28 protein-coding genes are annotated in these 26,705 nt (G+C 59.8%); 14 read left to right on the top strand and 14 right to left on the bottom strand.

What is annotated here, in order from left to right; genetic code table 11:
- Positions 1-1,094 (bottom strand): hypothetical protein (locus CBB91_RS11940; RefSeq protein ID WP_345906863.1); only part of this gene is annotated, 1,094 nt, incomplete at its 3' end.
- Positions 1,095-1,221: 127 nt separating this feature from the next.
- Between CBB91_RS11940 and gluQRS the strand changes: the two genes are divergently transcribed.
- From gluQRS to CBB91_RS11915, 5 genes are all read left to right on the top strand, one after another.
- A complete protein-coding gene (gluQRS, locus tag CBB91_RS11935; protein ID WP_273012632.1) occupies positions 1,222-2,076 on the top strand; it encodes a tRNA glutamyl-Q(34) synthetase GluQRS in 855 nt (284 codons plus the stop codon).
- The gene (locus tag CBB91_RS11930; RefSeq protein WP_273012634.1) at positions 2,073-2,975 is read left to right on the top strand and encodes a DMT family transporter; all 903 of its coding nucleotides are present in this window, start codon (positions 2,073-2,075) and stop codon (positions 2,973-2,975) included. The genes gluQRS and CBB91_RS11930 overlap by 4 nt, the downstream gene beginning before the upstream one ends.
- A 66-nt stretch (positions 2,976-3,041) precedes the next feature.
- Positions 3,042-4,613 (top strand): alkaline phosphatase, encoded by a 1,572-nt coding sequence (locus CBB91_RS11925; protein ID WP_273014196.1) that lies wholly within the window; start codon positions 3,042-3,044, stop codon positions 4,611-4,613.
- Between the two features lie 110 nt (positions 4,614-4,723).
- Complete coding sequence (locus CBB91_RS11920; protein ID WP_035549274.1) at positions 4,724-5,824, top strand: Zn-dependent alcohol dehydrogenase; 1,101 nt, start codon at positions 4,724-4,726, stop codon at positions 5,822-5,824.
- A gap of 85 nt (positions 5,825-5,909) precedes the next feature.
- Complete coding sequence (locus CBB91_RS11915; protein WP_051602510.1) at positions 5,910-6,155, top strand: hypothetical protein; 246 nt, start codon at positions 5,910-5,912, stop codon at positions 6,153-6,155.
- Here CBB91_RS11915 and CBB91_RS11910 read toward each other — a convergent pair.
- The 10 genes from CBB91_RS11910 to rpmH all read right to left on the bottom strand — a co-directional run bounded on the left by CBB91_RS11910 (position 6,152) and on the right by rpmH (position 13,874).
- A complete protein-coding gene (locus tag CBB91_RS11910) occupies positions 6,152-6,646 on the bottom strand; it encodes an SRPBCC family protein (RefSeq protein ID WP_272983221.1) in 495 nt (164 codons plus the stop codon). The two genes, CBB91_RS11915 and CBB91_RS11910, sit on opposite strands and share 4 nt — an antisense overlap.
- A 99-nt stretch (positions 6,647-6,745) precedes the next feature.
- Positions 6,746-7,573, bottom strand: coding sequence for a 2,3,4,5-tetrahydropyridine-2,6-dicarboxylate N-succinyltransferase (dapD, locus tag CBB91_RS11905; protein ID WP_035549280.1), 828 nt, complete (start codon positions 7,571-7,573; stop codon positions 6,746-6,748).
- Entirely contained in the window at positions 7,566-8,339 is a 774-nt protein-coding gene (locus tag CBB91_RS11900; protein ID WP_051602511.1) for a pyrimidine 5'-nucleotidase, read from the bottom strand. The genes dapD and CBB91_RS11900 overlap by 8 nt, the downstream gene beginning before the upstream one ends.
- Entirely contained in the window at positions 8,336-9,304 is a 969-nt protein-coding gene (locus CBB91_RS11895) for a DUF1036 domain-containing protein (protein WP_241764146.1), read from the bottom strand. Before CBB91_RS11895 ends, CBB91_RS11900 begins: the two co-directional genes overlap by 4 nt.
- Before the next feature lie 40 nt (positions 9,305-9,344).
- Complete coding sequence (gene argB / locus CBB91_RS11890) at positions 9,345-10,241, bottom strand: acetylglutamate kinase (protein WP_035549285.1); 897 nt, start codon at positions 10,239-10,241, stop codon at positions 9,345-9,347.
- 45 nt (positions 10,242-10,286) lie between these two features.
- Positions 10,287-10,748: a GNAT family N-acetyltransferase gene (locus CBB91_RS11885; protein ID WP_273014195.1), complete on the bottom strand. Its 462-nt coding sequence runs from the start codon at positions 10,746-10,748 to the stop codon at positions 10,287-10,289.
- Positions 10,749-10,802: 54 nt separating this feature from the next.
- The gene (gene yihA / locus CBB91_RS11880) at positions 10,803-11,444 is read right to left on the bottom strand and encodes a ribosome biogenesis GTP-binding protein YihA/YsxC (RefSeq protein ID WP_273014194.1); all 642 of its coding nucleotides are present in this window, start codon (positions 11,442-11,444) and stop codon (positions 10,803-10,805) included.
- Positions 11,445-11,448: 4 nt separating this feature from the next.
- A complete protein-coding gene (yidC, locus tag CBB91_RS11875) occupies positions 11,449-13,275 on the bottom strand; it encodes a membrane protein insertase YidC (protein WP_273014193.1) in 1,827 nt (608 codons plus the stop codon).
- 53 nt (positions 13,276-13,328) lie between these two features.
- A complete protein-coding gene (rnpA, locus tag CBB91_RS11870) occupies positions 13,329-13,697 on the bottom strand; it encodes a ribonuclease P protein component (protein WP_035549291.1) in 369 nt (122 codons plus the stop codon).
- A 42-nt stretch (positions 13,698-13,739) separates the two neighbouring features.
- On the bottom strand, positions 13,740-13,874 hold the full coding sequence (rpmH, locus tag CBB91_RS11865; RefSeq protein WP_035549294.1) for a 50S ribosomal protein L34: 135 nt from the start codon (positions 13,872-13,874) through the stop codon (positions 13,740-13,742).
- Positions 13,875-14,062: 188 nt separating this feature from the next.
- On the opposite strand from rpmH, the gene CBB91_RS11860 reads away from it, so the two are divergent.
- The 5 genes from CBB91_RS11860 to CBB91_RS11840 all read left to right on the top strand — a co-directional run bounded on the left by CBB91_RS11860 (position 14,063) and on the right by CBB91_RS11840 (position 19,860).
- Positions 14,063-15,250 carry a serine hydrolase domain-containing protein gene (locus tag CBB91_RS11860; protein WP_273014192.1) on the top strand — a complete coding sequence of 396 codons (1,188 nt, stop codon included), beginning with the start codon at positions 14,063-14,065 and terminating at the stop codon, positions 15,248-15,250.
- 109 nt (positions 15,251-15,359) lie between these two features.
- Positions 15,360-16,139 carry a DUF547 domain-containing protein gene (locus tag CBB91_RS11855; RefSeq protein WP_345906862.1) on the top strand — a complete coding sequence of 260 codons (780 nt, stop codon included), beginning with the start codon at positions 15,360-15,362 and terminating at the stop codon, positions 16,137-16,139.
- The gene (locus CBB91_RS11850; RefSeq protein WP_273014190.1) at positions 16,136-16,879 is read left to right on the top strand and encodes a VTT domain-containing protein; all 744 of its coding nucleotides are present in this window, start codon (positions 16,136-16,138) and stop codon (positions 16,877-16,879) included. Before CBB91_RS11855 ends, CBB91_RS11850 begins: the two co-directional genes overlap by 4 nt.
- Positions 16,879-18,411 (top strand): FAD-dependent oxidoreductase, encoded by a 1,533-nt coding sequence (locus CBB91_RS11845; protein WP_273014189.1) that lies wholly within the window; start codon positions 16,879-16,881, stop codon positions 18,409-18,411. Before CBB91_RS11850 ends, CBB91_RS11845 begins: the two co-directional genes overlap by 1 nt.
- 15 nt (positions 18,412-18,426) lie before the next feature.
- Positions 18,427-19,860: a HAMP domain-containing sensor histidine kinase gene (locus CBB91_RS11840; protein WP_273014188.1), complete on the top strand. Its 1,434-nt coding sequence runs from the start codon at positions 18,427-18,429 to the stop codon at positions 19,858-19,860.
- A 625-nt stretch (positions 19,861-20,485) separates the two neighbouring features.
- Here CBB91_RS11840 and CBB91_RS11835 read toward each other — a convergent pair.
- On the bottom strand, positions 20,486-20,626 hold the full coding sequence (locus CBB91_RS11835; RefSeq protein WP_164473910.1) for a hypothetical protein: 141 nt from the start codon (positions 20,624-20,626) through the stop codon (positions 20,486-20,488).
- 93 nt (positions 20,627-20,719) lie between these two features.
- On the opposite strand from CBB91_RS11835, the gene CBB91_RS11830 reads away from it, so the two are divergent.
- Complete coding sequence (locus tag CBB91_RS11830) at positions 20,720-21,379, top strand: pseudouridine synthase (protein WP_273014187.1); 660 nt, start codon at positions 20,720-20,722, stop codon at positions 21,377-21,379.
- Positions 21,380-21,428: 49 nt separating this feature from the next.
- Entirely contained in the window at positions 21,429-21,857 is a 429-nt protein-coding gene (locus CBB91_RS11825; protein ID WP_035549387.1) for a hypothetical protein, read from the top strand.
- Positions 21,858-21,862: 5 nt separating this feature from the next.
- Here the strand turns inward: CBB91_RS11825 and CBB91_RS11820 are convergent, their stop codons facing one another.
- Together CBB91_RS11820 and hrpB are read right to left on the bottom strand one after the other, a co-directional pair.
- On the bottom strand, positions 21,863-22,333 hold the full coding sequence (locus CBB91_RS11820) for an OmpA family protein (protein ID WP_273014185.1): 471 nt from the start codon (positions 22,331-22,333) through the stop codon (positions 21,863-21,865).
- 56 nt (positions 22,334-22,389) lie between these two features.
- Positions 22,390-24,831 carry an ATP-dependent helicase HrpB gene (gene hrpB / locus CBB91_RS11815; protein WP_273014184.1) on the bottom strand — a complete coding sequence of 814 codons (2,442 nt, stop codon included), beginning with the start codon at positions 24,829-24,831 and terminating at the stop codon, positions 22,390-22,392.
- 121 nt (positions 24,832-24,952) lie between these two features.
- On the opposite strand from hrpB, the gene CBB91_RS11810 reads away from it, so the two are divergent.
- Complete coding sequence (locus tag CBB91_RS11810; RefSeq protein WP_273014183.1) at positions 24,953-26,266, top strand: dicarboxylate/amino acid:cation symporter; 1,314 nt, start codon at positions 24,953-24,955, stop codon at positions 26,264-26,266.
- Between the two features lie 102 nt (positions 26,267-26,368).
- Positions 26,369-26,705 (top strand): DUF937 domain-containing protein (locus tag CBB91_RS11805; RefSeq protein ID WP_273014182.1); only part of this gene is annotated, 337 nt, incomplete at its 3' end.

Genomic DNA, 26,705 nt, shown 5'->3' with positions numbered 1-26,705 from the left:
TCGCCACCCGATTGGCGGGGGCGCCCCCTCGCCCCGAAGTTTTCCGCAAAGCGCTTGGGCGTCTCGATCAGGTTCTGAGCCTTGTACATGGCGTCAGACGCGGCCTGCGCGCGCTTGATGGTCGGGTCAGCCTGAAGCGCCTCAATCACCTTTGACAGGTGACCAATCGCAGCTTCGACAGTCTTGCGATCAAACTGCTTCGTCGCTTTGGCCAACAAGGCACGTCCCAGATCCATGTGCGCCTGCACTGCCCGTGAGGCGTCTTGATCGTTCTTGATGTCGTCGAGATGGATCCGACGCAGCATGATAACCTGTTCCAGGGCCTCGATATCCCCTGACTGTTCGGCGATATGCACAAGAGACGCGCAGAAATCCGCCTCAATCCGGCTGCGCAGCGGCAGGGGTAGCGCCGGGGTATCCTCCAGAATATCAGAAAGCGCGTTGGACAGCGTTTTCATCTTTTCCGGTCGGAATGATTGTGGGTTCGCCAGCGCTGGCTGCAGCTCGCGGGCGAGGAAATAGGCTGCCACGCGCTGCATCTGCCCCTCCAGATCGGACATGCGGCCCGGCAATGTCAGCGTAAAGAGGCGCGCCTCAGCCGGCGTCAGACCTCCGCCGCGGCTAAGGCCGTGCACGACGAAACCATCTTCCTTTCGGCCGGTCCGGTCCGCCCAGACCAGCATGTCGGCGTCCGCCGTCTGCAAACGGCGGCGAGCGCGCTGCACCGCGCGGGTCTCAACACCGCCGCGAATGCTGCCTGTGCGGAAAACTTTCAGTGGCGCGCCAAAACTGAACTCCGGCACGTGAGACTCAAGAGACGACAACAGCCACTTCCAGGCACGGCCTGCGCGCTGCCCCGTCGGGCGCGCCACAAGAATTCGATAGCCCGGAGATTTGTCGTTGCGCGCGGCGCGTGCACCTGCCTCATTGCGCAATGACTTCAGCAGGGACCGGACAAGGCTGAACGCCACCGCAAGCAATGCCAAAACCAACACACCCAGCATGCCGAACCCGAACGTGGCGAGCTCTGGCGCGCCAACGACGTTCGCTTCGAACCAGCGCTCAGCGTTTGTGAACCAGTCATTCACGGGCATTCGGGCAGACCTCCGGTATATGTGTGCGATACGAGCCCAACCCCGCACTGGCAACAGGCAAACGCTGTTCAGGCGGCTTCGAGGATGGTTAGATCGTGTTCTGGGCGAGTTGATTTCAGGGGACCGAATGGGCGCAGAGAGATTTGTAACGCGGTTTGCACCCTCGCCGACCGGCCATCTTCACCTTGGCCACGCCCTGTCGGCTTTTCACGTCTGGGATACAGCCCGCAGATATGGTGGCAAAGTGTTGTTGAGGATCGAAGACATCGACCTGACGCGCTGCAAGCCGGAATACGAGGCCTCCATTCTCGAAGACCTGAACTGGCTGGATCTCGACTGGGACGGCGAAGTACGACGACAGTCGGACCATTTTGCAGAGTATGAAGGCGCGCTGGAATCTCTTCGGTCTCGCGGCCTCGTCTATCGCTGCTTCAAGACCCGGCGGGAGATTGCAGCCGCCCTGCCTGCAGGCGCGAGCCCCGATATCGCTGGATATACAGGAAAGCCCCTGCCACCTGCCGAAGAACAGGAGTTGATTGAAAGGGGGCGCGCCTACGCCTGGCGATTGTCCCTCACTGCGGCCCAAGATTGGCTTGGTTCGCGCTACAAGGCGCTCAGCTACACGACATTCAGCGACACAGGCACGACTGAAGTCGCTGCAGACCCCTCACCTTTTGGCGACGTCGTACTGGCCCGCAAGGACACACCGACCAGCTATCACCTTGCCTGCTGTCATGATGACGCGCTTCAAGGCATCACGCATGTCATCCGCGGAGAGGACATTCGGGAGATGACAGCAATACACGCCTTGCTTCAGGCGCTTATGGACTGGCCCCAGCCTCTCTACCGGTTTCACCCGCTTATTATGGGTCCGGATGACAAGAAATTGTCCAAACGCTCCGGAGACCGGGGATTGCGTGAATGGCGTGAACACGGCAAGACGCCGCAAGACATTCGCGCCATGACAGGCTTCTCCGCATGACAGACACTCCTATTCCCGCGCCGGCCGCGCGTCACTGGGTCGGACCCCTGATGATGCTGTGCGGCGGAATCGCAATTGGTTTCGCGCCGATCGGCTTGCGCCTCGGCCTTGATGATCTTGGGCCTCAAGCGATTGCCTTTTGGCGGTACGTGTTCGCTGCACCTGTTCTGTTCCTTCTGGTTCTCGGCATCCAGAAACGCCTGCCCAGCAAGCCGAACATGTTCATTGTCATTGGAGGCACGTGCTTCGCACTGGATATCGGCCTCTGGCACTGGGGCCTCACCCTAACCAGCGTATCGAATGCCACCTTCATCGTGAATCTCGGAAATGTCGGTGTCGGATTCGCAGCATGGTTCTTCCTGAAGGAGCGCCCAACACCCGTCTGGTTCATCGCCGTTATCCTCGCGATGGCAGGCGCTGCCGCGCTTTCTCTCGGCGCGGCAGGGGGCGGCAGCGGCAATATCCGAGGCGACCTGCTCTCCCTTGCTGCGGCAGTCCTCGTTTCCGGCTACTTGCTGGCGTCCAAACTCGCACGTCGAACGATGAGTGGCATCGACGCCGTCTTCTGGCTGACCTGCGTGGAAATCATCGTCGCCGGCATGATGGTGATGACCTTCCGGGAAGACTTCCTGCCCGCGCATATCTCGGGCTTTCTCGCCCCCTTCATTCTGGGGGTCGGGATTCATGTCATCGGACAGGGCCTGATCATCACCGGCCTGGGCATCACACCAACATCGGTCGCAGGGGTCCTCATCCTGATCCAGCCTGTCGTCGCTGCCGCTGTCTCATGGCAATTATTCAATGAACCTCTCACCAGCATTCAGGCCGCTGGCAGCGCGCTTATCCTGTTTGCTGTGTGGCTTGCGCAAAGCGGGCACAAACCGCAGCCAGTCGACTGATTGCAGCATAAATGTCACGAAATGCGTCTAAGGCCGACGCAAACCTGTTCTTCCGGAGACTGCCCCATGCGCCGCACCGCCCTTCCCCTTGTTTCTATCGTCGCTCTGGCAATTGCCGGTTGTTCAGCCTCATCCGATAGCGCCGGAACCGACAGCACTTCCACGCCGACAATCACGCGCGAAGCAGCCACCCCAATTCAGTCCGGAGACTCCTACTATCAGTCCGCCGCTGAAGCAGTGGACGCGCGTATCCAGCAACGCGGTGTCAAACCAGCCAAGAACGTCATCCTGTTTGTTGGCGATGGTATGAGCATTCCGACCATCACGGCTGCGCGCATTTATGCCGGTCAGAAGCGCGGGCTTGATGGCGAATCCTATCGACTGACCATGGAAACCCTGCCTTTCATGGCCTTGTCAAAGACTTACAGCCATGATTTCCAGGTGGCCGATTCCGCCTCTACTGCAACGGCAATGGTGACGGGCGCCAAAACGAATTCCCGTATGCTGGGCGTTCTGCAGGACACACGCTTCAACAATTGCGCCAGCGTGGAAGGCAATACAACCGACACCCTGTTTGAGCTGGCAGAACGCGCTGGTCTTGCAACCGGACTGGTTTCAACCGCGCGCCTGACCCACGCGACCCCCGCCTCAACCTTCGCCAAATCGCCAAGCCGCGACTGGGAGAATGATGCGGACCTGAAAGGCGGCGACGCGAGCGCGTGCAAGGACATTGCCCGTCAATTGATCGAATGGCCGGAAGGCGACGGCTTTGAAGTGGCCATGGCCGGCGGACGCGGAAGCTTCACCACCGTCGATCAGGCCGATGTGGAAAACGCGGACTGGTCAGGTAATCGCGAAGATGGCCGGGACCTCACTGCAGAGTGGACGGCCAAGTCCGATGACCACGTGTACATTACTGACAAGGCAGGGTTCGATGCGATCGACTTCGCAAGCGACGCCAAAGTGCTTGGCCTGTTTGAACCTTCTCACATGAAGTTCGCGATCGACCGCGCCGATGATCCAGCGGGCGAGCCGTCGCTCGTCGACCTGACCAAAGCGGCGATCACGCGCCTGTCCCGCAATGATGAAGGCTATATGTTGATGGTGGAAGGCGGTCGGATTGATCACGGCCATCATGGCGTCAGCGCGATCCGGGCCCTGGATGAAACCGATGAAATGGACCAGGCCGTTGCCGCTGCACTCGAGATGACGAATGCGGACGAAACGCTGATCATCGTGACGGCAGATCACTCTCACACGATGACTATTTCAGGTTACCCAAAACGCGGAAACCCGATCCTCGGCAAGGTCGTCAGTGGGCTCGACAATGCGCCCATGGATGCGCAAGACGGCAAACCGTATACGACCTTGTCCTACGCCAGCGGGATGACAGCTTGTCGCCTCGTTTCCGGCGAACAGGATTGTGTACGCGAAGACCTGTCCGACATTGATACGACCGAAAAGAACTTCCAGCAGCCTTCGCTTGTGTTCATGGCGTCTGAAACACATGGCGGCGATGATGTTGCCATCTTCGCGACTGGCCCCGGATCGGAACTCGTTTCTGGCGTAATGGAACAGAACGAAATCTTCCATGTCATGGGCCGCGCTTCCGGTCTCGTGTCAGCCCCGACAGAATAGACTGCCGTCGCGTCGGGCCTGTTCAGGCCGCGCATTCTGGGTGAAACTTCTCCATCGCTGGTCATCTGCGCCAAAAAAGAGCGCTGAGACCGGACAGAGGAGGAAAACCCATGAAGGCTGCCGTCATGCGCGCGCCCAATGCGCCGCTATCCATCGAAGATGTTACCATTTCCAAGCCCGGCCCGCGCGAAGTGCTGGTTAGACTGAAGGCGGTTGGCGTCTGCCATTCAGACGTACATTTCTGGGACGGCAACTTCCCGGCTGAACTACCGGTCATTCTGGGCCATGAAAGCGCGGGCGTGGTTGAAGAAGTTGGCTCAATGGTATCTGCGGTGAAGCCGGGCGACCACGTTATCTCGATCCTGTCGCCGTTTTGCGGAACGTGCGAGTACTGCCTGACGGGGCATATGTCAGTCTGCCATACGGTGAACCGGGATCATTTCCAGCGCCAACCCACCGAAGCGCCGCGCTTGTCCATCAAGGGCGAAAAAGTCGGCCAGTTCCTGAACCTTTCCTCTTTTGCAGAGCAGATCCTTGTTCATGAAAACGCGCTGTGCGCCGTAGACAGGGATATGCCGATGGACAAGGCCTGCCTGATTGGCTGCGGTGTCATCACCGGTGTCGGCTCCGTTTTCCACTCGGCCAAGGTTGAACCCGGATCAACAGTCGCTGTGCTGGGGTGCGGCGGCGTCGGACTTGCGGCGGTCAATGGTGCAGCGATTGCCGGGGCCAGCCGCATCGTCGCGGTCGATCTTTCCGATGAGAAACTCCAGATGGCGGTACGCTTTGGCGCAACGGACACGGTCAATCCCGGCAAGGTGAATGCGATCGAAGCCGTCAAGGAGCTGACGAATGGCGGTGTCCATTATTCCTTTGAGTGCGTCGGCCTGAAACAGACGGCGGAACAGGCATATCACATGTTGCGTCCGCGCGGCGTGGCCACCGTCATCGGCATGATCACACCCGGCGTGAATATCGAGATTCCGGGGATCGAATTGCTCGCTACGGAGAAGCGGCTACAAGGTGCCATCATGGGCTCCAACAGGTTCCGTGTGGATTTCCCACGCCTCATTGAGCTTTACAAGCAAGGCAAGCTTCACCTGGATGATCTGGTCTCGGATCGTATCGGCCTGGAAGGCATTACGGGCGCATTGCAGAATTTGAAAGACAACAAGGGCACTGTCGCCCGACAAGTCGTGGTGTTCGACTAAAGCCCTTCGAGCGGAACTTCTAGAGGTTTCCGACATTTCCTCTCCAGCCGGATACAGATTTCATAAAAGGCTGGAGAGATTGACCATGCTCGAAATGCTTGAATGGATTGCCATGGGCACAGGAATCTGTGCCGCCATCATGATCTCAGCAGATCTGGGACGGAAGATCACCGGCACCGCCTTTGTGATCTTCGCGGTCTCTTCAACGGCTTGGGTCGCAATCGGCGTTGCAGAAAACGAACCGCCACTGCTCTATCAGAACCTCGTCCTGACCGTGATCAATTGCATCGGCATCTATCGCTGGCTGATCCTGAAGAAGGAGGCCGGCTAAAGTCCAAACCGGGAGGGGTTATCCCGGATCAGTGCCTCGAGCTTCGGCAGTCCCTCGCGAATACCCTTTGCCAGTTGGCCTGAAACCAGTCCACCGAGCACCAATGGCGCGCTCGCCTTGCCAGCCCAATGCAGCTCGCACCCGCTGTCAGTCGCCACGACACGGTAGTCCTCAATTGCCGCCGAGACCGGCAATGTGGACTTGTCAAAATAGAACGCCATGCGCATGCCGTCTTCCCACGCAAAGAAGACTTCCTCAACGCGCTGGTCACCAATTTCAACGGTGCGCGTTGTGCCGACGCCGAATGGCTCAGGGCTGGTCCAGATAACTTTCGTGATCGGCAACCATTCCGTCCACGCATCAGCATCCAGCAACGCAGCCCATACTGCGCTGGCCGGGAACGGAAACGCGTGCGACGCACGAAGTTTCGGTTTGACCGTGGCGAGATAGTCCTCGCCCACTGCCTTGTGTTGTTTCAATGCCTTGGCCATCAGGCCCTCCCCTGTCGTCTTATTGTGTAAAGACAGGAGAGAGCGATGTTGCCCTCAAGTCAAACCATGCCGCCACGGCACGGTTCAACATACCGAAGGCTAGTCCCGCAGCAATTCGTTGACGCCGGTCTTGGAGCGCGTCTGCGCATCAACCGTCTTTACGATCACAGCGCAGGCCAGGCTCGGTCCGCCATTCTTGTCTGGCAACGTGCCTGGAACGACCACGGAGTAAGGCGGCACCTTGCCATAGGTGATCTCGCCGGTCTTGCGATCCACGATCTTCGTCGACTGGGTGATAAACACGCCCATTGCGATGACCGAGCCTTCCCCAACGACCACGCCCTCAACCACTTCGGAGCGTGCACCGATGAAACAATTGTCTTCAATGATGGTCGGATTGGCCTGAAGCGGCTCCAACACACCGCCGATACCTGTGCCGGCGGAAATGTGGCAGTTCGCCCCGACTTGGGCGCACGAGCCTACCGAGGCCCATGTGTCGATCATCGTGCCTTCGCCCACATACGCGCCGATATTGACGTAGGATGGCATCAGAACGGCGTTCTTCGCGATGTAGGCGCCGCGGCGCACGGCGGCAGGCGGCACCGCCCGGAACCCGGCGGCCTCAAATTCAGACGAGCCCCAGCCCTGAAACTTCGACGGCACCTTGTCCCACCAGTTTCCGCCACCCGGCACGCCGGAAATCATGCCATTTGCGTTCAGGCGGAAAGACAGAAGAACAGCCTTCTTCAGCCATTGGTGAACCTGCCAGGTGCCATCACCATTGGGGCTGGCCACGCGCGCTTCGCCGGAATCAAGCAGCTCGATTGCCGCTTCGACAGCTTCACGAACTTCGCCCTTGGTCTCGGTTGTCAGCGTGTCGCGGTTTTCCCACGCCTGTTCAATCGCATTGGCAAGGGCTTCAGTCATCTTGGTCTCCGGGAGAATTGTTCGGCAAAGTTTCAAGCGCCGCCTCAAGAAAGGCGGCAAGGTCGCCCGTCACATAGTCTATGTGGTCGGGCCCGTCATCCCCCAACAGATCCTGCAGGTTTGCCGGGCGGGCCTCAACCGGCTCGTGGCTCCAGTCTTTCTCCGAATGCACCAGCACTGTGGTGAACCCCATATCCTTGGCTGGCAGCAAGTTTCGGGCGAGATCTTCGAAAAAAATTGCCTTGCCCGGCGCCACATCATGCATTGCGCAGAACCGATTGTAGGAATCCAGATGAGGCTTTGGTGTATAGTCCGCATCTTCGATCCCGAAACTGCCATCGAACAGATCACCAAGCCGCATCCTGTCCACCACGCGCTCAGCATGGCGGCGAGAGCCGTTCGTATAGACAAACTTGCGCCCTGGCAGCGCGCGGATGGCCTGCCTCAACGCCGGCAGATCTGGCAACGGTGAGAGATCGATATCGTGCACATGGTGGAGAAAGTCCGCTGGATCTATCTGATGCACCTTCATGAGCCCGGAAAGTGTCGTACCATAAGTGGCGTAGTATTCTTTCTGGACCTTGCGGGCTTCAACCGGATGCAAATCCAAAGTTCGGGATACAAACTCAGTCATGCGCGTATCGATCTCGGCGAACAGGTCGCACTCTGCCGGATAAAGCGTGTTGTCGAGATCAAACACCCAATCGGCGACGTGACCGAACTGGCCAAATGGCGCGAGATGAATACCCGCCTTGCTGGAGGTCATTGATCGCCCGCCTTGGCGAAGTCCCGCTCAAAGAATTCGAATACGAGACGTTGATCGACCGGCTCATTCGCCGCTTGGAAAAGCGCTGTCCGATAAGCAGAGGCTTCGCAGTCATCTCGGCCGACAATGGCAAATTTCGCCCGGCCGACGCAAAACGCATCAGACGCCTTCGAAAGCGTGCGGATCTTCGTGCCGTCTTCCATCTCGCCATAGACGTAATGCTCAGTTCCGCGCAGCGCCTTGTCGATCACGCGCGCGCAACCGCCGGCCTCAAGCATCCACCACCCACGGCTCTCCCAACCTTCCGTGCCGCGACGGCCAATAGCGCTCCAGATCCGTTTGTCTGTGCGATTGCACAAGGTAAATCCGACATTCCGGCCATTCTCCTTCGCCACCTGCTCCAGAAAGTCGATCAGATCGGCATCAGATGTGGATTCGGGAAGATTGTTCTCTTCCAGGAATTTCGCGATGGCCGTGCGCGTTTTGTAGCCGATACGGCCATCAATAGCGCCGGACAGAACCCCGGCCTCTTCAAGCAGGCGCTGGATGCCTGCGGCCTGTGCCATATCTGGCGAATAATTCTCGATCTCTGTAAACGTCGTGGTCCAGCGTGAGCGGCTCTTGATCTCCACAGACCGAAACCCGCGCTCTTCCAGCCCCATCGCCGTGCAGTTCGGCGGGCTTTCCAGCGAGAAGCTGCCCGTTGGGTCTACGCACAGATCTCGGCCGCCGCCCCATTCGCGCAAACCGCCGCGATGGGCTGTGGAGGTACGTCCGTAAACATAGTGAAATTTCGGATCGAGTGGCGCCTTGACGGCAATCTGACAGGATCCAGGCTGCAACTTCGTCCAGCCATCAACCGTAATTGACCCGCCAACAGGGCGGCCAACGGCCGTTTCGATGATGTAGCTGGTTTCATTGCAGAGCTTCCAGCCATCGCCGGAGGCATTCTGGGCCTGCGCCATCACAGGGACCCCCGCCGCCGCTGCGACGAGGCCGAGACATTTAAGAAATGAGCGTACCTGCACCATGTTCGGTAAATAGCTCCATGAGCAGGGCGTGTGGTGCACGCCCATCGAGGATTACTGCCGCCCCAACTCCATGTTTTACGGATTGGGCCGCCGTTTCAAGCTTCGGAATCATGCCACCTGCAGCTGTGCCATCCGCGATGAGGTCCGGAATCGCGTCCACCGCAATCTCGCGCATCAAATTCTTGTTCTTGTCCAGAACACCAGCCACGTCCGTCAGCAGGAACAGGCGGCTCGCCCCGAGGGCCGCCGCAAGCGCACCCGCGGACGTGTCCGCATTCACATTATAGCGATGCCCGTCTTTACCCACGCCGACTGGCGCGACCACGGGAATGAGTTGTGAGTTGGACTTGAGCAAGGCATCCAGTACGCTTGTGTCCACTGCGCTTGGCTCGCCCACGAAACCGAGATCGAGGACCTGCTCAATGTGACTGTCCGGATCGCGTTCGGTCTTCTGGGCCTTTTCCGCCTGGATCAGGTTACCATCCGAGCCGGACAGGCCAACCGCCTTGCCGCCAGCCTGATTGATGGCCCGCACGATGGATTTATTGATCGGACCGGACAGGACCATCTCGACGACTTCCATCGTCGCTTCGTCAGTCACGCGCAAACCACCCTTGAACTCCGACACGATGCCGAGACGATCTAGCAGCTTGCCGATCTGCGGGCCGCCGCCATGCACGATGACAACATTGATGCCGAGCGTCTTCAGCAAGACCACATCCCGCGCAAAGATCGCCGACAGGCGCTCGTCCACCATGGCGTGGCCGCCATACTTCACGACAATTGTCTTGCCGGCGTAACGCTGGATATAGGGCAGCGCTTCGGAAAGCGTGCGGGCGGTGAATTGTGCGTCTGAAATCTGGTCTGTCATGGGCGCCCCTTTAGCGCGGGTTTGCCGACAGGACAAATGCGAATCCTAGAGCGCCCGATGCATGTAGACGCTGTTCGGATCCAGCGTGTAGCCGCCAAAAGGGGGGCAATAGTCGAAGCCATAAACTTCATAGAGTTTGCGGGCAGGAATGAAGCCGTCCATCGAGCCGGTTTCCAGATAGAGCGCTGAGTAATTGCGCCGCGCCGCTTCGCTGAGAATGAACTCCAGCATCTGGCGCCCATACCCCTTCCCCCGCATGTCAGAACGAGTGTGCATGGACTTCACTTCGCCTGCCCCATCCGGCAGCGCCTTCAGCGCGCCACAGCCGACAAGCGTCTCATCCTCCCACATCGACCAGACTGTCACTTCGGGCACGCGCAAGCCTTCAGCGGGCAGGAAATGGCAACTCCCGGGCGGCGATTGAGAAAGCATCAGATCGGCGTGCGCCTGGAGAAGCGCCAACATCTCGTCGCTGGAGACATCATCTTCGCAAATTTGAATGGCCATGCGGGAGAACCTCCAGTTGCAGATCACGGCAACTCTTTACCCAGAGACGACCCCTTATTCCAGCCCGGTTATTTCGGCTCTCAGTTCAGGAATCCCCCACCCCTTTTCAGACGAGGTCTGGCGCACGACAGGATGGGCCGCGCCGCGCTTCTTGAGCTTGGTGGAAATCTTGTCGACCAGCGCATCCACTTCAGACTTCTTGATCTTGTCGACTTTCGTCAGCACGATCTGATAGGTCACAGCCGACTTGTCGAGCATGTTCATGACCTCTTCGTCCGTATCCATCAGGCCGCGGCGAGAATCGACCAGCAGGAAGACACGTCGCAGCGAGGGCCGCCCGCGCAGATAGGAACGCGTCAGGCGCATCCAGCCCTCAGCCTGGGTTCGGCTGACCTTGGCATAGCCAAAGCCCGGCAGGTCGACGAGGTACACGCGTCCTTCGCCAAGATCGAAATAGTTCAGCTCTCGCGTGCGTCCGGGCTCTGCGGACGACCGCGCCAGTTTTGCACGATTTGTCAGCGCGTTGATGAGCGATGATTTGCCGACATTCGACCGGCCCGCGAAGCACACTTCGGCACGGTCTGCAGGCGGAAGACCTTTCAGGTCCACCACGCCTTTGACGAACTCGACAGGGCCGGCAAACAGGACACGGCCAGCTTCGAGCGCCTCTTCACTGAAGCCACCATCCATATCCATCGGCTTAATCCGTCGCTTTTGCCTTGCCGCCGAACAGCCGTTTCACGAACTTGCCGATCTCGGTCTCGACGCCATTCCGGCGCATGATGAAATATTGCTGTGCAAAGGACAGCAGGTTCGACCACACCCAGTACATGACGAGACCTGCCGCAAAACCGCCGAATACGAACATGAAGACCAGCGGCATCGCCTGGATGATACGGCGCTGGGTGGGGTCCGGTGGCGGCGGGCTCAGCGTCTGGATCGCTGCCATGGTCACACCATACAGGATCGGCAGAATACCGATGCCAATGATAATGCCGAGGATCGGGATGGATTTGATGTCCGCTGCCGACCAGAACGGGATCAGGCCAAACAAATTGCCGATGGCCGTCGGATCCGGCGCAGACAGGTCACGCAGGAATCCGAAGGATGCGTGGCGCATTTCGATGGTGACATAAAGTGTCTTGTAGAGCGCGTAGAAGATCGGGATCGTGAACAGGATCGGTAGACAGCCCCCCACCGGGTTCGCGCCCTCCTGCTTGTAAAGCTTCATGATCTCTTGCTGCTGGCGTTGCGGGTCGGCCTTGAAGCGTTCCCGGATCTCCTGCATCGGCTCCTGCAGCTTCTTCATCTTTGCCATCGATTTGTAGCTCTGATTGTAGAGCGGCACGAGCGGCAACTTCACCAAAACCGTGAAGGCCAGGATCGCCCAGCCAAACGAGCCCACGATGCCGGACAGCCATTCCAGCGCGTAGAAGAAGGGCTTGGTCAGGAAGAAGGCCCAGCCCCAGTCAATGGCATCGACCATGCGCGGAATGCCCAGATCATTCTGGTAGTGCTGCAGTACGTCAAACCGCTTGGCGCCAGCGTACAGGCTGTTGGATACGGTCTGGCTTTCACCCGCCGCCAGTGTGATCGGCGCAGACTCTGTGCGCACTTCGAGCGGCCCGCCACGTGACAGTTTCCGCTTGTCNACNAGNCCGGCAAAGAACGCGTCCTGTTGCGGCACCAGGGCGCCCAGCCAGTACATGTCTGACAGGCCCCACCANCCGCCCTGGCTGGACGGGAACGTGCCCTCGCTGGTTTCNCCCTTGATGTCCTTCAACTGGAACAATGGCTTGTACTTTTTCAGGCGCAGCTCGTTATCGACCACACCCATGAGGCCCATATGCGCGAGCCCGCCTTTGGAGGATGAGCCAGGATCTGTGGTTTCGAGGAATTGCTTGTAGTCGCCATGACGCTCAATCGAGCCGATGGCGCGCACTTCGCGGGGCTCTCCGGAATTGTTCGTCACCGTGTCAGTGAAGGTGAACAAATAGTCTTCATCAACAGAGATCTCGCGATCAATTACCAGGCCTTCAGACTCGAGGCGCAGGGTGAGCGGATTGCCGGGCGTCAGCTGCCCTTCTCCCACCTGCGTCCAGTTCGAGTTGCGGCCAGCCACCAGTTTCGAGCCGTCGGCCCAGTACCAGGTTGCGAAATAGCCGAATTCGGAATTCTCCGGGCGAAACAGGCGAACTTCCTGTTCCTTCTCGACGGTCAAATAGTGCTTCTTGAGGCTGAGATCGTCGATGCGTGAGCCAGCCAGCCGAATCGACCCATCCACAGACGCGGCATCAAATGGCACGCGGACGTCATCTTCCAGAGCTTCCTGAACCGGTTTGATCTCGGCAATCGCCGGGGCGTCGGAAGACACGACCGGACCGGTTTGCTGTTCGGCTTCGCGGACGGCCTGATTGGCTTCGAACTCTTCCTGCGCAGGCTTCATGATGAAGGCCTGATACGCAAACACAAACGCAATCATTGCGACCATGGCGATCAGGAAATTGCGCTGGTCTTCTTTTTCCATCTGGCGGGATCCCGGCAAGTCTGGTCAGCACGCCGGAAGCGGCGGCATCTGGGTTAATCAGCGGCGAGGCTTATCAGCGCGCTTTCCATATCGTCAAGCAAACGCGGCCACGCAATGTCAGCGGTGTCTTTACGGGCAATGAAGACATAATCCCAGCCCGGTTTGCCATGCTGCGGCAAGAGAACACGCGCCGCTTCGCGCAGGCGCCGTTTGCAGCGGTTACGAATGACGGCATTTCCGATCTTCTTGGTCGCGGTAAAGCCTTCGCCCATATGCGCGTCACTGTCCGCGCCCTTGCGCCGTCTGGCCTGCACCAGAAGGGATTTGCGCCGCTCGGTCTTGCCGTGACGCACATAAACGAATTGAGGCCGCACGCGCATGCGTACGACCTCAAATTCAGACTCGTGTGTCTCGCGGGTCATGGCCTCTGCCGCCTGCAATCAAGCGGTCCCTGGCCGGCCGTCTTAAGCGGTCAGCGACTTGCGGCCCTTGGCGCGGCGACGTGCCAGCACCTTGCGGCCATTCTTGGTCGACATACGCTCGCGGAAGCCGTGAGTGCGTTTGCGGCGAAGATTGCTGGGCTGGAATGTGCGTTTCATGGGTCTGCTCTAAAAGCTAAGTATCTCGGAAAGAGGGGCCAATACAGGCAGCACAGCCCTGAAGTCAAGCCGCAGCCTCAGCCAGTTTCGCATTAAATCCGCTTCAACCGGTCTGGGGCACTTTACATCAGCCTTGAGTCTTGGGAACTCTCCCAAAGGTGGCGGGGTGCAGATATTTCAGAGGTATCATGCGGTTTCCACATATCGTTCTTGCCAGCCTGAGCGCGATTCTGGCCTTCTCGGCCCCGGCAACAGCTCAATCGATTGATTATGAGCGCCTTGATGCACGCCTCTCCAGGCTGGCAGACGATCAGGATATTGTTGGCCTGTCCGTTGCCGTGATTGATCAAGGCGAGATCGCATTCTCCAAGGGGTATGGCGTCACCGAAGCGGGCGGCCCCCCCGTGACGGACGAAACCGTGTTCCGCTGGGCGTCCCTCTCCAAAGGCGTGGCCGCCACCGAAGTCGCCATCTTGGCAAGCCAGGCTCGCCTGAACATTACTGACCCTGTCTCCAAATTCGCGACCACCCTGCGCCTGCCGAATGGCGGAGAGGCGAAGGCAACGCTTGAAGACGTGCTGTCTCACCGGCTGGGCATTCTGCCAAACGCCTATGACACGCGCCTTGAGGATGGCTGGGAGGCCGCCGACATTCGCACCAGTCTCCGGTCCCTGAAATCCATCTGTCCGGTTGGAGACTGCCACACATATCAGAATGTCGCCTATGACAGCATTGCCGAAGTCATCGAAGACGTGACCCAATCGCGCTATGCAGACGCCGTGGAGGCATCCGTCTTCAAACCAATCGGCATGGTCACGGCAAGTATTGGCCGCGCCGGACTGGAAAGCGCCCCCTCTTGGGCTAAACCGCATTCGAAACGCAGCCGCGATCTGGGCCCTCCCGACAAGAAGATCGTGAATGACGATTACTATCGCGTCCCTGCGGCGGGCGGCGTGAATGGCTCGATCCGTGACCTCGCGCTCTACGCCCGCGCGCATATGGGCCTTTTGCCGGAAGTGCTCAGCGACTCCGCCCTGGACATGCTTCAGGCGCCCCGCATCTATACCAGTCGAGAACAATCCAGCATGTCNNGGCGCTATAGCGGGACGGTACGNGACGCACGTTATGCGCTNGGCTGGCGGGTCTACAAATATGGAGNGCCCGGCTACCGCGTTGTTGGCCATCGCGGCGCGGTGGAGGGCTATCGCTCCTACATCCTGTTCGACCCGGAACGCGACACGGGCGTGGTCATTCTCTGGAACTCCAGCTCCCGCAAGCCAAACGGGATCGGATTCGAAGTCATGGACATGGCTTANAACCTGCCNTTCCGCGACTGGATGGAGCTTGACGGTGANGTNACAGCGGGCAGNCACTGACGCCAGGCTCACGCGCCTGTCAGCGCAGCGCACGCAGACGTGACGGGATTTCCGGGAGCCCTTGGCCTATGTGGTGGTCTCCATAGTCCAGCCACATACCAGATGCGTCATGCCCAAATTTCTATNCCTGCCCCGAATTCTTGCCAGCATCGCCCTTGCGGCACTTCTCATGCAGCCAGCCCTGGCTCAGTCAGACGAGGACTGGACGCGATTGCTTGAGACCTATGTGACAGAGAGCGCAGATGGCGTGAATCGCGTGGACTATGAGACTCTGGCAGGCAACGAAGCGGATCGCGCCGCGCTGGATGCCTATATCGCCGGTTTCGAAACCCGGGACCTTTCCACCACTGGTGACGCAGAATTCGCGGCCTGGGCCAACCTCTACAACGCCGTCACGGTCCGGCACATTCTTGAGCGCTATCCGCTGGACTCGATCCGGGATGGTTATGTTTTTGGCGGCCCCTGGAAAAAGGTTTCCGTTTCGGTGGGCGGCGATGACGTCTCCCTCGACGCGATTGAGCACGACATTCTGCGTCCACGCTTCAAGGACCCTCGGGTACATTATGCCATCAATTGCGCGTCCTATGGCTGCCCGAACCTGCCAATTCGTGCGTGGATAGCAGACACACTTGATGAAGATCTGGATGCGGCCGCGCGGGCCTATGTCAATCATCCACGCGGCGTCAGCGTGTCTTCCCGTGGCCTGACGGTGTCTTCGATTTACAAATGGTTTCAGGCTGATTTCGGCGGATCGAAAGGTGGCGTTATCAATCACCTGCTTGAATACGCCGAACCCGCCCTTGCAGAAAAAATTCGCACTAATCCCAAAATTCGCGGCTATGAGTATGACTGGTCGCTCAATGACACCCGGACGGACCCCGCCCAATGACTGACGCAGCTGACACAAAATCAAAGCCGATCTGGCTCCGCCTNTGGCCGCTCTACCTGATTGCCGGCGGCCTCGTCGCAGCCTGGGCATTCGGCCTGTTCGACTATCTGTCGCTTGAGACCCTGCGCCNGCAACAGGCNGCGCTTCGCGCTTTTGTCGAGGACAATCTGATCCTCGCNATCGCCGCCTATATCGGAATCTACACCGCCAGCACGGTCTTCATGCTTCCAGGCGCATTGTGGATCACGATCACAGGTGGCTTCCTGTTCGGTCTTGCNGGCGGCACTCTGGCCACGGTCATTGGCGCAACGNTTGGCGCNAGCCTGCTTTTCCTCGCCGCGAANACNTCTCTTGGCGGGTTCATGCGCAAGATTGCGAGCGGCTATGCGGAGAAGGTCCGCANCGAGTTCCAGAACAGTCCGATGGCATACATGTTTGCNATGCGCTTCATNCCCGCGATGCCNTTTCCCGTCGCCAACATCCTGCCNGCCATCCTCGGNGCGAAATATCGCGACTATGCCATTACCACCGCGCTTGGGATCGTTCCGGGCGTTGTTGCGTATACATGGGTAGGTGCGGGCCTGGGCGCGACATTTGCGAAGGGGGAAGATCCCGATCTCGCATCGGTCTTCCAGAACCTGCTGCCCGCCGCCATCGCGCTTGGGGTCGTTTCCCTGTTGCCGGTGGCATGGAAGAAATTCTTTCCAAAGAAAGCCAACCAGATTGAAGAGGCCGCCTGATGACAGATCTCGCTGACCAGAATGCCCGCGCCCCNCTTGGCGGCTCCGCCGACCCAGACAAGATCGCCACTTCCCCTGCCCCACACGCGGCCGGCACCGCGCCAATGAGAGAGATGACCGCCGACCTTGTCGTGATCGGCGCTGGCTCTGCCGGACTATCCGCCGCCGCAGGCGCCGCTCAGCTGGGCCTGTCTGTCGTGCTCTACGAAAAAGGTGAAATGGGCGGAGATTGCCTCAACACAGGCTGCGTGCCGTCGAAAGCGCTGCTCAGCGCGGCAAAGGCCGCCGCAGAGATTCGCGATGCCGGCAAGTTCGGCATCGAGACGACGCCTCCCCGGATCCACTGGGACAAGGTCAAACAACACGTCAACGCCTCCATCGCGACGATTGCCCCGGTAGACAGCCAGGAACGATTTGAAGGCCTCGGCTGTACGGTCATCCGTGAACATGCCAAATTCGCCGGTCCGGACACGATCATTTCCCCAACCACCCGGGTCAAGGCTCGNCGTATCATCATCGCCACAGGCTCACGCGCCTTCATTCCGCCTATCGAGGGGCTGGCAACCGTCCCCTATCTGACGAATGAAACGATCTTCAGCATTCCTGAAATGCCNAAGCATCTGATCATTNTGGGCGGCGGCCCCATCGGCATGGAAATGGCGCAGGCATTCACGCGCCTTGGCGCAAAAGTCACGGTCGTTGAAATGGGCAAGGCGCTGGGCCGGGCGGACCGCGATCATGCCGAAATCGCCATCGAAGCGCTACGCGACGAAGGTGTCACGATCCTGGAAGGCTACAAAGCCACCAAGATTGAACAGGACGGGGAGGCGATCCGTGTCCTGACCGAGCCGAAAGGCGGTGAAGCCTGGACGCTNGAAGGCTCCCATCTGCTTGTTGCGGTAGGTCGCCAGACCGTATTCGACGGCATGGATCTCGAAGCCGGCAATGTAGATCATGACCGCAAGGGCATCATTGTAGGCGATAATCTGCGCTCTAAATCGAACAAGCGCGTCTGGGCACTGGGCGATGCCGCAGGGCGTGAGCAATTCACACATATCGCCGGTTGGCACGCCTCCGTCTTTACGCGCCGCGCCTTCTTCAAACAGGGCACCAAGGCAGACAGCCTGCCCGTACCAGCCGTCACCTACACGTCCCCGGAAGTTGCTCAACTCGGCATGACGGAAGCCGAAGCCCGCGAGAANCATGGCGACGACATCTCGGCGCCGAGCTTCAAATTCGAGGAAAGCGACCGCGCCATAGCGGAGGCAAACACCGAAGGCGAAGTGAAGCTGATTGTACGCAAGGGCAAACTGCTTGGTGCGTCCATTGTCGGCAAGGATGCCGGCGACCTTATCCAACTCGTCTCGGTCGCCATGTCGAACGGGCTTGGTGTAAAGGATCTGACGAATTTCATCTCGCCCTACCCGACCCGCGCCGAGGGCGTAAAGCGCGCCGCCAACGCGCACTATGCCGACGTGGTGTTCGGCAAGAGCGCAAGGCTGCTCGTCAGCTTGCTCCAGCGTATTCCGTAGGCTAGGTCAGGCAGTGTGAAAGACGCTGCCGACCTGACCTTTCCGGACGCCACCAGAACCCGCGCCGGGGCGCGCTGGTTCGACAGTCTCTCATTTCGTCTGTTCGGCCTCACAATTCTCGCCATACTGGTGGTGGAAGCCTTCATCTTCGTGCCGAGCGCAACGGGCCAGCGCAATGACTGGCTGACCGAACGGATCGAAGCGGCCCGGATAGCATCCCTCGCCCTTGAAGCCTCACCGNGGCGTTCGGTCTCAGAAGAATTGTCGGCTCGGCTGCTGGATCATGCCGAAGTCTGGGGTGTGGCCGAGCTGGACATGGACGATGAGATGCGGTTCCAGCTGCTTCCCCCACAAATGCCGCTCAATGGTGAATTTCACGCACTCGACATGCGCGAGGCCGGACCAATGGACCGGGTGGCCAACATGTTCGGCGCATTTTTCGCGCCAGATGACCGCATTCTTGTCGTTACAGCCNAGGGCACAGAAGAGGATCGTATCATCGAAGTCCTGCTGCCGCAGGCGCCGATGAAAGCTGAGCTGCAATCNTNCGCCAGCCGTATCGCNGGCCTGTCACTGCTCATCGCGTTTGCNGCGGCGACCATCATCTACGTCCTGCTGCACCTGCTCGTCGTTCGCCCNATGCAGCGCGTCACATTGAGCGTNGAGCAATTCCGAATGGATCCCGGATCGTGGACACGGCGCCTGCCGCATACCAAACGCCGCGACGAAATCGGCCGCGCCCAGAACGCGTTGGCCGACATGGAAAGCGCGGTNGCCGACAGTTTCCGTCAGCGCTCTCATCTGGCAGAACTCGGCACGGCGGTTGCGAAGATCAANCATGATTTGCGCAACTCGCTGGCATCGGCCCANCTNGTTTCCGATTCTCTCGCCCGGTCTGAGGATGTCCGTGTACAAAAGGCTGCCCCAAGGCTTGAGCGCGCCCTGACCCGCGCCATCACACTCGCCACCGATACGTTGGATTATGGCAAGGCCATGCCTCAGCCCGCCGAACCTGAACAGATTGATCTCAAGCAGGCGCTCGACGAAGCTGCCGATGAAGCGCTGGCAGCATGGCCGTCTGTTGAGTTCATCAACAATGTACACATGCTGGAACATGTCCTGGCGGACCCTGACCATTTACACCGCATCGCCGCGAATTTGATCCGCAACGCCGCCGAAGCCATGTCTGCGGCCGGGTCTGATCCATCGCGGATTTTTGTAAGCCTGGAATCAGGCACAATCGTCTTTACAGATACAGGTCCGGGCCTNCCGGAAAAAGCCGCGGCAAATTTGTTTACCCCCTTCGCCGCGACGACCCGTCAGAGCGGAACAGGCCTTGGCCTCGTCATTGCGCGCGAGCTTGCCCAGTCCATGGGCGGCGACCTGACCCTTGCTGAAACAGGGCCGGAGGGATCCGTATTCCACCTCACACTTCCGCCACAGGACTGACACAAAGCGCGGAACCAAGCCGCGCGGAATGCATTGGTTCATCATACAAACGGATGGACCNCATGACCCCTGAAACCATTGTTTCTGCACTATTTTCCACGAGCGCTGCAGCCGCAGCCGGATTGGCTGTCATGCTCCAGCCTACGCTGCCCCGACCCGATGTTCAGCCGGTCGACCATTTTCAGGAAGCGGACTTTTCGATCTACGATCGGGACTTCACGCTTCAGGGTCGCGACTGTGAAATCGGNATAAAGCGGCGTGGCATATGCCTCAGCANATCACCGCTGGAAGATANCATTGTTCCGGGGCGTGTGCTTCCAGTGGAAATCCCGGCGACGAGCGCAGAATTTCCCATCATACTGGAAGCCCCCCTTAAGGCATCCCACCTACAGACTGTGCGGTTTGGCCACCGTATTGCCTTGTTTAATCCGGATACGCGCGAAATCNTCGACGTGATCGACTTGACCGCCCAGAGTTTTGCAAACGCCAGAGTGTCCGATCGGCAAAAGGCGGAACTCGAAGGCACACCTGACGCACAANCCAGCTANGTCAATCAGGTCGTATAGTCGAACAAAAGAAAAGCCAGCCCCGAGAGGCTGGCTTCTGCTTTTGCATGACAGGAAGATTAGTTCGCTTCATCTTCCACTTCGTCAGCGGCTTCATCAACTTCTTCGCCGAATTCTTCAACGGGACCATCATTCGTGTCACACGCGGCCAGTCCGAATGCGCCAAGACCGAACAAAATTGCAATAAGTGGCTTTTTCATTTCCGTAACTCCTTTATCAGTCAGCCCCCAGAGAGAAGGCGTCCTCCTGCAAACGTGCTTGGGTGGGACTGGTTCCGAAAGAACAGGATTGGTTTGGCTCATAATTACGCCCCTCCCCCGGATGATCCCGAAATTGTCCACGCAGACGACTGGCTGATCGTCATCGACAAACCGTCAGGGCTTCTGTCTGTGCCGGGGCGTGGGCCGGAAAAAGCCGACTGCGCCATAACCCGCATCCAGAAAGCTTGGCCAGATGCGCTCACCGTCCACCGCCTGGACATGTCTACGAGCGGTCTATTGCTGTTCGCGCGGTCAAAAGATGCGCAGAGGGAATTGTCGCGCCAGTTTGAGGCTGGCCGCGTGGAGAAAACCTACATCGCAGATGTCTGGGGCCGGCCCGCTTCCCAGCATGGCCTCGTTGATCTCCCCCTGATCACTGACTGGCCAAACCGACCCCGGCAGAAAGTCGACCGAGAAATCGGCAAGCCCAGCCAGACCCGGTACGTGATCTCCCAATCCAGTGCGGTCGCCAGCCGCATGAGCCTGACCCCTCTCACCGGGCGCTCCCACCAGCTTCGCGTTCACATGGCCGAACTCGGTCACCCGATCCTGGGCGATGAGCTGTACGCCCACGATGAAGCTGAAAGGATTGCCACACGGCTGCATCTGCACGCGGCGGAATTAGCCTTCACCCATCCGCAATCTGGATCCCCCATGCGGTTTCAATCTCCCTGTCCTTTCAATCTGCCTTGACGGACCGCCTGCAGGGAATTATCGTTTTTCGATAATGGGAGATTCCACGATGCACGCTGAAATTGTTCGCCTGTCGCTGCACCATGTCGATATCAAGATCGTCAAGGACGACAAGATGCATGTCCTCCAATGGCGCCGCAATCTGTTGTGGGATGAAGTTCTGCTTGATGGAAAACGCCAAGCCTCCAGCCACGGCCTGTTCGGGCGCGAAAAAGTCTACGGGCTCGTATTCGGACGGGATGTGGAAGGGCGCGGTGGGGAACAAGTCATGTTGCTGCTCGACACCTCCACCCATGCCGACTGGACCGACGGCACCCAGCGCGTAAAGGGCGTTCGCCTCGAGGGGCGTGACGGACCACTGGTTGCGTTTGGTTCGCTTGATCCAAAAAATCTGGAAAAGCCGGCAACGTTCGGAGACTGGATGAAAAAGAATATGGGCATGGAATGGGGCGACCCGCCATCGAGCCGCCCGCATTGATCCTATCAAGAGTCGCGTGATTGCGAGGCCACTGGCACCAGACGCACGGTCGCCTTCCGGTTCAACGGCTCGATCAATCCGTTCGCTGCATAAGCACGCGCCTGGCCTTTCGGCATGATAGCGATCTGCTCCGCTGAGATATCGCGCGCCTCAAGCGCGGCTGTGACGGATTCGGCGCGGTCCTCTGAAACCTTCTCGTTCAGGTCCTCCGGGCCGGTTGCATCGGCATGACCGGCGACTTCGATCCGGAAATACTCACACCGGGCGGAATCCGCTGCAACTGCATCGAGAACCGCTTCAGCCTGATCCCCAAGCTGGGTGACACCGCGCTCGAAGTAGATCGTGAATTCCTCTGTTGCACAGGCGGCCGGGGCCGGGTCGTAGGTGACCGGCTCCTGCGGCGGCGCTGGCAAGTCTGCATGAGCCGCCAGGGCCGTCATAGCGGCGGACATAAGGGTCAGGCTGGCGATTTTCATCTCTGTCTCCGTTGGTGACTACGCCAATAGAAACGTCACTTTCGCAGCCCGGTTCCTCACAATCTTTTCTTCGTGCGCCCTTCATGGGCCTTGGCATTGGCCGGATCGGCCGGCCAGTCATGCTTCGGATACCGCCCGCGCATGTCCTTCGCCATGTCCAGATACCCCGCCCCCCAGAACCGTCCGAGGTCCTGTGTGGTGGCCACAGGTTTCATACCTGGCGAGAGCATTTCCACGGTCACGGGCACCCGTTCGGCGGCCAGTTTCGGATGCAAACTCAGTCCAAAGAAGGCCTGCGCCCGCGCTGAGACCAGCGGCGCACGATCATCCAGATAGTCGACTTGCGCCGTCTGGCCGGAGGGCAATGACAGGCTGAGCGGCGCATCCTTGCGCAGCGCCTCCTGAACCGGCCAGTCGAGCGATGCGATCAATGCCTCGCGTACCTCATGCCCAGCCGGCACCTGCGCGCCCTTGCGTTTCAACAGCGGCAACAGCCAATCTCCGGCACTGGCGATTAAGGCCTCCGCATCGAGCGCCACCGGCGCAATGCAGTCTGCGCGCTCCAGCATTGCGATGCGCGCCAGCGTCTCGCGCACCACATCGTCCGCACCAATTGCGGCAAAGCCCCCTTCGCGGATCGCATCCAGCATGGCCCGCGCGGCCACAGTGGCGCTCGGCTTTGGAAGCGGACTTTCCGACAGGACAATCGCGCCCAGCGCCTTCACCCTCCTGGCCGTGAATTTTCCGGTTTTCGGGTCAAAGCTCGCCCGGTCTTCAGACACAACGCCACCAATCTCCAGCGCGTCTGCCTCAGATATCGGGGCCGCCAATGAGATGCGCGCCTCTTTCGCAGCGCCGCCGAGATCAGCGATCACCAGCCATTCCTGTTTCGCCAGCGCTTCGGTCTCCGGCAACATGGCCGCGCGGCCAGAGGCCATCAGATAGCTAGCCGCGCTTCCGGGGCGTTTGCGGGCGATCTGGTCCGGCCAGGCGCGTGCCAGCAAACTCGCCAGATTCCCGTCGGGCGCAGCCCCCTTCCCCCAAGCCTTCGCCTGCGCCTTCAGGCTGCGCGCCCTTGGCGAGCCATCCCTGCGGAATCCGGCCAACCGGTCGCGCAGATCGGGTGAGTTGCCACCCATGCCCCGCTCCCCGGCGAGCGCCGCGATCTCCGCCGCCAAGGCGCGTTCCTGTGGCGTGGGCGCACCGGCCACCAGTGCCCCCAGCCGAGGCGGCAAGGGCAGCCGCGCCATTTCCGAACCCAGCGCTGTCAGCGCGCCATCCTGATCAATTGCGCCCAACGTCGTCAGCAAGGCTTGCGCCGCCTTCAACCGCCCGGCTGGCGGCGCGTCCATCCAGGTCAGGCGCGTTGCGTCCCGCTCGCCCCATTCCGCCAGCGCCAGCACGAGGCCAGACAAATCACTCTTCAAGATCTCCGGCACAGGCGNAGGCATCAGGCCCCGTGTCGCCGCCTCGTCCCACAGGCGGTAACATACCCCCGGCGACAATCGCCCCGCCCGGCCTCGCCGTTGATCAACTGACGCGCGGGATGCCTTCACGGTCGACAGGCGCGTGCCAAGCCCCCCAGCGGCATCTTCAGCGACGCGCGACAACCCGGAATCTATCACGATCCGAACACCCTCTATGGTCAGCGCGCTTTCGGCGATATCGGTCGCGAGCACCACTTTCCGCATCCCNTCCGGNGCNGGNGAAACAGCCGCGTCCTGTTCCGCAGGGCTGAGCGCTCCGAAAAGCGGCGCAACCCGTACATTGTCCGGCACACGCTCCAACTGCTCCGCCGTACGCTGGATTTCGCGCGCGCCCGGCAAGAAAGCGAGGATAGACCCCTCTTCCTCGCGCAATGCCTTGCGAACGGCTGACGCCATCCGGTCCTCAATCCGGTCCTGCGACCGNCCCAGATAGCGCGTCTCGACCGGATATTGCCGCCCCTGGCTTTCAACCACCGGAGCCCCCAAGACACTGGATACCTTTTCTGTATCGAGCGTAGCGGACATGATCAGCAGCTTGAGATCATCCCGAAGCGCGCCCTGNGCTTCCATCGCCAATGACAGTCCCAAATCCGAATTCAGCCTGCGCTCATGAAACTCGTCAAAGATGACTGCGCCGATTCCGGTCAGTTCGGGGTCTGACAGAATACGCCGTGTAAACAGGCCATCGGTGATGACCTCCACCCGCGTCGCATCTGAGACCTTGCGGTCCACACGCGTTGTCAGGCCGACCGACTGCCCGAGTTTCTCGCCAAGAGACTTCGCCATCTGTTGCGCGGCCATTCGCGCGGCGATGCGCCGTGGCTCCAGCATGAGGATCTTGCCGTCGATCACCGCCGCTTCATCCAGCAATCCCGCCAGCGCCAGAGGCACCCGCGTGGTCTTGCCCGCGCCGGGGGGCGCGGCAAGCACCAGTCGCGAATGCGCGCTGAGGCCGGAACAGATCTCGGCCAGCACATCATCGATCGGCAGGGATGGACGCGTCACACTCACCCCAGCCTGATAGGCGTTTCGNCATCCGGCTGGCAAGCTGCAGGAATGCGCCGGGCCGCAATTGCTTTCNCACGCGGCGCGGCCTACCGTCTGGCGCTAATCGGGGCAGGAGGCAGCGCTCATGAAATGGTGGTTTGGCATTGATCTCTGGAAACGCGTGATCGCGGGGCTCGTGCTCGGCGCCGCGGTTGGCCTCGGCCTTCGCTATGGCCTCGGCCCCGAAGCCGCCAGCGCCAATGTCACCGCCTGGGCCAAGCCAATCGGTGACGCGTTCATCAATCTGATCAAGATGCTGGTCGTTCCGCTGATCTTCACGACGCTCCTGTCCGGCGTGCTTGCCATGGGGGATCCGAAGAAGCTGGGCAGCCTCGGCGGACGCGCCCTGCTCATGTATATGGGGACCACGATCGTTGCGGTGAGTTTCGGCCTCCTCATGGGGACGCTGATCCAGCCCGGCGCAGGTTTTGATCTGTCCATCGCCTCGGCCTCCGATATCGCCGAAGCCAAGGCACGCCTTGATGCCAACCCGCAGCCGGGCAGCGTCGGCGAGCAATTGATGAACACACTGCTCTCCATCATCCCGACCAATCCGGTCGCTGCGCTGACGAATGGCGACGTGCTGCAAATCATCTTCTTCGCAATCATGCTGGGAATCGGCATCCTGATGACGGGCGAGGCCGGCAAGCCACTCGCCAATGTCATCAATAGCGCCGCTGAAGCCGTCATGAAGCTAACGCTGATCGTCATGGAAACCGCGCCATTTGGGGTTTTCGCCCTGATGGCCTGGGTACTTGGCGAGCGCGGCCTGGATATTCTCGTCTTCCTCGGCAAGCTGACGCTGACGCATTATCTCGCCTGCATCCTGCACATTCTGATCACATATGGCCTGATCGTGCGCGGCGGCTTGCGCCTGCCACTTATCCCCTTNTTCCGCGGNGCAGTAGACGCACAGGCCGTGGCCTTCTCGACTTCATCCTCCAATGCCACACTGCCCATGACGATCTCCTGCGCGCGGGAAAACCTCGGCATNGNCAAGCCGGTTGCCTCCTCGGTCCTGCCGCTGGGCGCGACCATNAATATGGACGGCACAGCGCTCTATCAGGGNGTCATCGCCCTGTTCGCCGCGCAGGCCATGGGCACGCCCATGACGGCCGGCATGTATCTGACCATCATNCTGATGGCGACGCTGGTTTCCATCGGCACGGCAGGCATTCCATCTGTCAGCCTGTTCCTCGCCGCAACGACNCTCAGCGTCATCGGCGCGACGCCGGAACAGATTGTCGTTGTCATTGCTGTTCTCTTCCCGTTTGACCGCATCCTGGACATGATGCGCACGGTGACCAATGTGACCGGAGACCTGACAGTCGCCACGGCGGTGGCGAAATGGGAAGGCGAGCTGGATGAAGAGATCTTCCGCGCCCGCGACCCGGTCTGATCTGCTTATTCACGTCAAACTGATATTTCTTGCGGCTTGGTCATTTTCAGTTCAACAAACGATTGTTACCCCTAACCCATGTTAAGCCAAATGGAGGTGGGAATGGCTGGTATCAATCTTTTCGACATGCTGACGCANACCAATAATGGCGCTGCNGTGCAGCAAGTGGGTCAGCAAACAGGGCTGCAGCCGGACATGGCGCAAGCAGCGATCAAGGCACTGTTGCCAGCGATTGCCGGCGGTCTTCAGCGCAATGTGCAACAGCCCGGCGGCCTGCAATCCTTGCTCGGCGCGCTGCAAAATGGCCANCACGAACAGTATCTCGACCNGCCNGAAACGCTCGGNACGGCAGACTCTATCNCGGACGGAAATGCCATTCTCGNCCATNTNCTCGGTTCCAAGGATACAAGCCGCGCCGTCGCGGCCCAGGCCGCCCAGA

Source organism: Hyphomonas sp. TMED31 (genome assembly GCF_002172815.1).
Classification (GTDB): Bacteria; Pseudomonadota; Alphaproteobacteria; order Caulobacterales; family Hyphomonadaceae; genus Hyphomonas; species Hyphomonas atlantica.
This window is presented reverse-complemented; position numbering and strand designations above follow the sequence as displayed.

Coding starts and splice junctions, on each gene's coding strand:
- gluQRS (WP_273012632.1), top strand. CDS start 1,222: ATGGGCGCAGAGAGATTTGTAACGCGGTTTGCACCCTCGCCGACCGGC.
- CBB91_RS11930 (WP_273012634.1), top strand. CDS start 2,073: ATGACAGACACTCCTATTCCCGCGCCGGCCGCGCGTCACTGGGTCGGA.
- CBB91_RS11925 (WP_273014196.1), top strand. CDS start 3,042: ATGCGCCGCACCGCCCTTCCCCTTGTTTCTATCGTCGCTCTGGCAATT.
- CBB91_RS11920 (WP_035549274.1), top strand. CDS start 4,724: ATGAAGGCTGCCGTCATGCGCGCGCCCAATGCGCCGCTATCCATCGAA.
- CBB91_RS11915 (WP_051602510.1), top strand. CDS start 5,910: ATGCTCGAAATGCTTGAATGGATTGCCATGGGCACAGGAATCTGTGCC.
- CBB91_RS11910 (WP_272983221.1), bottom strand. CDS start 6,646: ATGGCCAAGGCATTGAAACAACACAAGGCAGTGGGCGAGGACTATCTC.
- dapD (WP_035549280.1), bottom strand. CDS start 7,573: ATGACTGAAGCCCTTGCCAATGCGATTGAACAGGCGTGGGAAAACCGC.
- CBB91_RS11900 (WP_051602511.1), bottom strand. CDS start 8,339: ATGACCTCCAGCAAGGCGGGTATTCATCTCGCGCCATTTGGCCAGTTC.
- CBB91_RS11895 (WP_241764146.1), bottom strand. CDS start 9,304: ATGGCGCAGGCCCAGAATGCCTCCGGCGATGGCTGGAAGCTCTGCAAT.
- argB (WP_035549285.1), bottom strand. CDS start 10,241: ATGACAGACCAGATTTCAGACGCACAATTCACCGCCCGCACGCTTTCC.
- CBB91_RS11885 (WP_273014195.1), bottom strand. CDS start 10,748: ATGGCCATTCAAATTTGCGAAGATGATGTCTCCAGCGACGAGATGTTG.
- yihA (WP_273014194.1), bottom strand. CDS start 11,444: ATGGATATGGATGGTGGCTTCAGTGAAGAGGCGCTCGAAGCTGGCCGT.
- rnpA (WP_035549291.1), bottom strand. CDS start 13,697: ATGACCCGCGAGACACACGAGTCTGAATTTGAGGTCGTACGCATGCGC.
- rpmH (WP_035549294.1), bottom strand. CDS start 13,874: ATGAAACGCACATTCCAGCCCAGCAATCTTCGCCGCAAACGCACTCAC.
- CBB91_RS11835 (WP_164473910.1), bottom strand. CDS start 20,626: ATGAAAAAGCCACTTATTGCAATTTTGTTCGGTCTTGGCGCATTCGGA.
- CBB91_RS11825 (WP_035549387.1), top strand. CDS start 21,429: ATGCACGCTGAAATTGTTCGCCTGTCGCTGCACCATGTCGATATCAAG.
- CBB91_RS11820 (WP_273014185.1), bottom strand. CDS start 22,333: ATGAAAATCGCCAGCCTGACCCTTATGTCCGCCGCTATGACGGCCCTG.